Annotated in this window: 6 protein-coding genes and 1 pseudogene; 5 read left to right on the top strand and 2 right to left on the bottom strand. The window is 68.6% G+C overall.

Features of this window, described 5'->3' with window-relative positions:
* A pseudogene (gene rpl10e / locus ACSC1W_RS19905) lies at positions 1-152 on the top strand (50S ribosomal protein L16); the annotation flags it as partial.
* A 92-nt stretch (positions 153-244) separates the two neighbouring features.
* On the opposite strand, the gene ACSC1W_RS19900 reads toward rpl10e, so the two are convergent.
* Positions 245-895, bottom strand: coding sequence for a DUF7344 domain-containing protein (locus ACSC1W_RS19900; RefSeq protein ID WP_435349534.1), 651 nt, complete (start codon positions 893-895; stop codon positions 245-247).
* A gap of 250 nt (positions 896-1,145) precedes the next feature.
* Here ACSC1W_RS19900 and ACSC1W_RS19895 point away from each other — a divergent pair, with 250 nt between their 5' ends.
* From ACSC1W_RS19895 to sucD, 4 genes are all read left to right on the top strand, one after another.
* On the top strand, positions 1,146-1,922 hold the full coding sequence (locus ACSC1W_RS19895; RefSeq protein ID WP_435349533.1) for a DUF8054 domain-containing protein: 777 nt from the start codon (positions 1,146-1,148) through the stop codon (positions 1,920-1,922).
* Positions 1,923-2,067: 145 nt separating this feature from the next.
* Positions 2,068-2,316 (top strand): hypothetical protein, encoded by a 249-nt coding sequence (locus tag ACSC1W_RS19890; RefSeq protein WP_435349531.1) that lies wholly within the window; start codon positions 2,068-2,070, stop codon positions 2,314-2,316.
* Positions 2,317-2,472: 156 nt separating this feature from the next.
* Positions 2,473-3,627 carry an ADP-forming succinate--CoA ligase subunit beta gene (gene sucC, locus ACSC1W_RS19885; RefSeq protein WP_435349529.1) on the top strand — a complete coding sequence of 385 codons (1,155 nt, stop codon included), beginning with the start codon at positions 2,473-2,475 and terminating at the stop codon, positions 3,625-3,627.
* The gene (gene sucD, locus ACSC1W_RS19880) at positions 3,624-4,493 is read left to right on the top strand and encodes a succinate--CoA ligase subunit alpha (RefSeq protein WP_435349527.1); all 870 of its coding nucleotides are present in this window, start codon (positions 3,624-3,626) and stop codon (positions 4,491-4,493) included. The genes sucC and sucD overlap by 4 nt, the downstream gene beginning before the upstream one ends.
* A gap of 21 nt (positions 4,494-4,514) precedes the next feature.
* On the opposite strand, the gene ACSC1W_RS19875 is transcribed toward sucD, so the two are convergent.
* Entirely contained in the window at positions 4,515-6,476 is a 1,962-nt protein-coding gene (locus ACSC1W_RS19875; protein ID WP_435349526.1) for a hypothetical protein, read from the bottom strand.
* Positions 6,477-6,503: the final 27 nt, after the last annotated feature.

Genomic DNA, 6,503 nt, shown 5'->3' with positions numbered 1-6,503 from the left:
CCCGCGTCCAGGCCGGCGAACGCCTGTTCACCGCCTACTGCGACGTCGACCAGGCCGACGAGGTCAAAGAAGCCTTCCGCCGCGCCTACAACAAGATCTCACCACCCTGCCGCATCGTCATCGAACGCGGCCAGGAACAACTCATCGCGTAGGCCGGTTCGCTTCGGTCCCGGACCGGTTCGTCTCGACCGGGTGCAGAGACCCGTCCACCGTCGCCCGATGGACGGTCGTCGACTGACCCGCCTCACTCGGACTCGGTCTCCAGCGGACCGACCGCTCGTCGGTCGCCGCCCCCGGGCCGTCGCTCCCACTGCCTGTGAAGTCCGGCCGTTGCTGCGAGCGTACCGACCAGCACGGCACCGTATACCACCGGCGGGACGAACTGAAACGGCACGATGCCGAGCCACGAACCGGTCAGTAACGCGCCGAAGACCGCCGCGAGGCCGAGGTACCGGGTACTCCACGGCGACGGCCGGGGCGACGTCGCGTCGCCCCCGTCGAGGTAGGGCCAGAACGTGTCGAGCGTCAGCGTCGCCTCGACGGTCCCCCGGGACTTGTCGTAGTCCACGAGACCGTTCTTGTGCATCGTCGGCAGGTGCGTCTGGACGAGCGAGGTGTAGACCCGCTTTCGCTGCCTGTACTCCAGTTCGGCCACCGGTACGTCGCACTCCCTCGCGGCGACGAACGCCGTCAGTTTGCGAACCGTCATGCTGTCGCTCTGCAGGAGTGCCTGCAGGACGAATCGCCGACGGCCGTTGCTCAACGTCTGGAAGAGGACGTCCTTCGAGACCGAATCGGGACCGTCGCCCCCGGCCCCCTCGAGGTCGGTCGTTGCGCGCGCCCCGACTGCGCCGTCGCTGTGCTTCCCCCCTGATTGCTCTGCTGATAGTCTCATGCCTTCCCCCATTTATTACAGCGCGTCTAGATGTATTAACTGTATCGGGGGCGGAACGCCGGTTCCTGGGGAGCGAGAATCGAACGACCGGGACTCCGTGATGCCGTGGTTCGGGCCTCCCAGCTGCCGGATTTGCCGCGAACCAGTCACCCGGGCTTACCACAGGTAACGCTGTCATACCTACGTCCGAACAGAGTGTAACGTATCAGAGGAGTGGTCGCATCGAGCGACTGTTCTGGAGAAGATTTCGATGCAACAGACGACAGTGATGCAGGGAGTGGGTTCGACGCTGAACCGGGTTCGCCGACCGGAGTACACCGGCGAGAACCGATGTGTACCGTGTACAGTGACGAACGTGGTGATAGCGGGGGTGCTCACCGCCGCCACGTTCGTTCTCTCGCCGTGGCTGGCCGCCGCCGTCGCGGTGACGTCCGCGGCCGCCATCTACCTGCGGGGGTACCTCGTCCCGGGGACGCCCGAACTGACGAAGCGATATCTCCCCGCTCGGATGCACCACCTGTTCGACCGGGCGTCGCCGGAGTTCGTCCCGGAGGCGTTCCAGGCCGAGCAGTCGCTCGTCGAAGCCGGCACGGTCGTGCCGGTGTCGGACGACCTGGCACTCGACCCGGCGTTCGGTCGCGAGTGGTACGCCAGGATGGACACGCTGACGAACGACGAGGCCCAGCGCCGCGCCCTTGCAGGCATCGTCGGCCTCGACGCGGAGCACCTCCGACTGGACGAGCGACCCGGGCGGTTCGTCGCCTGGTACGACGGCGAGTGGCTCGGCCAGTGGGAGTCCCGCGCCGCGTTCGTCGCGGACGCCGGCGGCGGCGAGGTGCTTGCGACGCGAATCGACTCGTGGGACTCGATGCCGGTGGCGTACCGGAGCGAACTGCTCGCCGGACTCAGACTGTTCCTCGACGCCTGTCCGACCTGCGGCGGCGCGGTCGTGTTCGGTACCGACGTCGTGGAGTCGTGCTGTCGGTCGTACGACGTCGTCGCGGCGACCTGCGAGGCCGGCCGGTGACGGTGACGACGCCGATGCCAGCGTCGACTCACCCACCGTCGGGAACGGAACCGGGGAGGACGGTACCGCCGGCGACGGTGACGGGAACGTCTCTACCGACGACGCCACCGTCACGGGTGACGACAACGTCACCGTCGACGGGAACGTGACGGACGCCGGCGACGAGAACGTCACCACGGCCGAGACCGACGAGTCCCTCTCCACCGACGGTACCGGCGACGACAGTTCGAGCACGGACGGTTCGAGCACGGACGATTCGACAGATTCGGGCGCTGGCGACTCGACCGACGGAGTCACCCCGGACGGTTCCAGTAACTCGACCGAACCCGTGACCGACGATTCGACCGGGACCGGGACCACCGACGCCGAGACCGAAGGTTCGACGTCGGGGTAGGTCGGCTCACCTGCCCGGTCGCGAACTCGAACCCCCTCCTTCCGCGTCGCGAACGTCACCGACTCCCGAGTCAACGCCGGAGACACTCGCCCAGGCCGGCAAGTATGAGCGGGAATCGAGAGGATTTAAGCGGCCACGCCGCGCGAATCCGAACGCATGAAACTACACGAGTACCAGGCGAAGCAGGTCTTCGCCGACGCCGGGATTCCGACACCGGAGTCGACGCTCGCGGACACCGTCGACGACGTCGTCGCGGCGGCCGACGACATCGGGTATCCGGTGGCGGTCAAGGCGCAGGTACAGGTTGGGGGACGTGGAAAGGCAGGCGGCATCAAACTCGTCGACGACGCAGACGAGGCACGCGAGGCGGCCGAGTCCATCCTCGGGATGGACCTCAAGGGCATCCACGTCGACCGCGTCCTCGTCGAGGAGGCCGTCGACTTCGTCAACGAACTGTACGTCGGCGTTACGATGGACCGGGGCGAGGGCAAGCCGGTCGCCATGGTCTCGACCAAGGGTGGCGTCGACATCGAGCAGGTCGCCGAGGAGACGCCCGACGCCATCGTCCGGGAACACGTCGACCCCTCGTTCGGGATGCACCCGTACCAGGCACGGCGGGCCGTCTACGAGGCCGGCGTCGAGCGCGACGTCGCCCGTGACGTCGCCGGCGTCCTCCAGACGCTCTACCGACTCTGGGACGACCGCGACGGCTCCGACGCCGAGATCAACCCGCTCATGGTCACGTCGGACCGCGAGGTCATCGCGGCCGACGCCGTCATGAACGTCGACGAGGACGCGCTGTTCCGCCAGCCCGAACTCGCCGAGATGGAGGAGGAGGCCGCAGCGGGCGGCGACGAACTCGAACGCAAGGCCGACGAGTACGGCTTCGACTACGTCCGTCTCGACGGCAACGTCGGCATCATCGGCAACGGTGCCGGACTCGTCATGACGACGCTCGACCTCGTCGACTACTACGGCGGCGAACCCGCCAACTTCCTCGACATCGGTGGTGGCGCGAAGGCAGAGCGCGTCAGCAACGCGCTCGACATGGTCTTCTCCGACGAGAACGTCGACTCGGTCGTCTTCAACATCTTCGGCGGCATCACGCGCGGCGACGAGGTCGCACGCGGCATCAACGAGGCCCTCGACGGCTTCGACGAGATTCCCAAGCCGGTCGTCGTCCGTCTCGCCGGCACGAACTGGGAGGAGGGCATGGAGATTCTGAACAAGGACCTCGTACAGGTCGAGGAGACGCTGGAAGACGCCGTCCAGCGTGCGGTCGCGAACGCTGCGGAGGTGAGCGAAGAATGAGTGTGTTAGTCGACGACGACTCCAGGGTCATCGTGCAGGGTATCACCGGCGGCGAGGGCAAGTTCCACGCCGGGCAGATGATAGAGTACGGCACCAACGTCGTCGCCGGCGCGGTGCCGGGCAAGGGCGGGCAGGAGGTCCACGGCGTGCCAGTCTACGACACGGTCCAGCGCGCCGCCGAGGAACACGACGCCGACGCGTCCGTCGTGTTCGTCCCGCCGGCGTTCGCCGCGGACGCCATCTTCGAGGCGCTCGACTCGCCCCTCGACCTCGCGGTCGCCATCACCGAGGGCGTCCCGACGCAGGACATGGCCCGGGTCTACAAGCGCCTCTCCGAGGTCGACACGCGACTCATCGGCCCGAACTGTCCGGGCATCATCACGCCGGGCGAGGCGAAACTCGGTATCCTGCCGGGCAACATCTTCGAGGCCGGGAACGTCGGCCTCGTGTCGCGGTCCGGGACGCTGACCTACCAGGTCGTCTCGAACCTGACCGACCGCGGCATCGGCCAGACGACCGCCATCGGCATCGGCGGCGACCCCATCATCGGCACCGACTTCGTCGACGCGCTCCGACTCTTCGAGGACGACCCCGAGACCGAGGCCATCGTCATGTGCGGCGAGATCGGCGGCGAGGACGAGGAGGAGGCCGCCGCGTTCATCGACGACTACGTCGAGACGCCCGTCGCCGGCTTCATCGCCGGGCGGACCGCACCGCCGGGCAAGCGCATGGGCCACGCGGGTGCCATCGTCTCCGGGTCCGGCACCGGCACCGCCCAGTCCAAGATCGACGCGCTCAACGACGCTGGCGTCCCCGTCGGCGACACGCCCGAGGAGGTCGCCGACCACATCGAGAGCTTCCTGTAAGCTCCCCCCGTTCTTCTCGTCTCAGAACAGTCCGCGAAGCCACGCGACGAACCGGCCGATTGGGCCGGAGTCTCCCTCGTCGAGACGGCCGACCACGACGTCGGGGTACTCCTCGTCCGTCGAGGTCTCCGCGGTCGCGTCAGCCGTCCCGGTCGGTCCAGTCGACGCGTCGTGGAGGGACCCGGCCAGCGGCCCGTCCGTCCCGGTCGGTTCGTCGTCCTCGTCGTCGTTGTCGAACGCGGGCACGTCCCCGTCGTCGACGTCGATTTCTATCTCGTCGATGGACGGCGTCGCCGACGGGTCGGCGTCCTCGTCCGCCCCCGTCTCGTCGGGGACGCCGACGTCCATCCCGTCGGGCGGGTCACCCCCGACAGGGGCGTCGTCCGCCAGGTCGTCGTCGACGAGTCGGGCCGATTCCTCGCCGAACAGGTCCGGACCCTCGTCGTCGCCCTCGCCGGTCTCGATAGCCCCGCCGGCCCCGTCGAGTGGCACCCCCGCATCGTCGTCGGCGCCGGCCGGGACGTCCTCGTCCTCGTCGGTTCCTTCGTCGGGGAACGCCACCGTCCCGTGACCGTCGTCGGAGTGGGCCGTCGTCACGTCGCCAGCGTCGGACGGTTCTCCCGGTCCGTCGTCCGGGACCGCCGTCTCGGCGGGTTCGACGCCAGTGCTCGTCTCGGTCACGCCCTCGACCGAATCGCCCTCGGAACCGGACCACTCGTCGAAGTTGAAGGACTCTTCCGACAGGTCCGGCACCTGCTCTGGCGGGTCGGCCCGGTCGGCTTCGACTCGTCTCTCCCCGCCGTCGTCCGCCGCCCCCGTTTCTGCGTCACCGCCGGCCGCGGGCGGTTCATCGACCGAGGAGAGCAGTTCGTCGGTGGTGACGTGGTCCGCTTCTGCGGCCTCGGCCGGCGGGTTCGTCCCCTCTATCGAGGCGAACACGTCGTCCAGGTCGTCCTCGACGACCGTCGTCTTCGGGCCGCCACCGACCAGTCCGAACCCGGCCGACGCGTCGTCGTCGGCCTCGACCGTCTCGGACACGTGCGTCCGGGTCACCTCCGTCGACTCCACGGTGGTCTCTTCGGACCCCGGGTCACCGTCGTCCGCTGCCTGCCGTTCGGGCCGGTCGAGGTCCGACAGGAGCGTCTCGACCTGGGTGTCGACCACCTCGTCCGACTCCTTCGCGGGGTCGGTCTCGGCCAGCGTCTCGAAGACGGGTTCGATGCTCTCGCCGACGATGCGTTCCGGTTCCGGGGTCGTCTCCAGTTCCGTCTCGAGTGGGCGCGACGAGCGATGGACGCGCGGGCCGGTGCCGACCGACTCCGCGAACGCGTCGCCGGCGATGCCCGCCAGGTTCGACTCGCGGTCGGACTCTGCCGTCGCGTCCGAGGCGAAGTCGGCTGGTTGCTCGGCCCGCAACAGCGGTCGGCGGAACACGCGGACGCGCTCACCGTATCGGTCGCGCAGGTCTGCGAGCAGGTCGGGTTCGACCACGACGAACCGCCAGCGCCCGTCGACGTCGGAGAGGAGCGCGAGCGTCAGTCCGTCCAGTAACGACTCGACTGCGGCCGCGAGCGCCGGGTAGTTGTGTTCGCCGAGCGACGACTCGGGGTACTCGAACGTTGCCCGGCGCGTCTCGCCGTCCGGCGTCGTGACCGAGACCGTGAGCGGGTCGTCGCCCGTCAGGTCGACCTGCCAGCCGTGGGTCCCGCAGGCCTCGTCGAGTTGTGCGGCCGGTGCGTGCGACCAGTACTCCCGGTCCGCGTCGATGCCGCGGACCGACCCGGCGAGTGCCTCGTGGAGTCGACGGTACAGCGCGCGCTCGTCACCCAGGTCGAACTCGTGGGCCAGGTACTCGGCCAGGTCGAACCCGTCGGGCACCAGTTCCAGGTCGTGAGCCCCGAGTATCTCGTCGTCGGTGAGTCCGAACCCGCGGAGCACGGCGACGTACTCGGTCAGTCGGTCGCGTCGGTCGCGGTCGGTCATCAGTTAGATTGCAGTATCGCTAGTCTC

The sequence above is a fragment of the Haloarchaeobius marinus genome, assembly GCF_051207415.1.
GTDB lineage: Archaea > Halobacteriota > Halobacteria > Halobacteriales > Natrialbaceae > Haloarchaeobius.
Note: the sequence above shows the minus strand (reverse complement) of the source record. Positions and strands in the feature narration are given on the sequence as shown.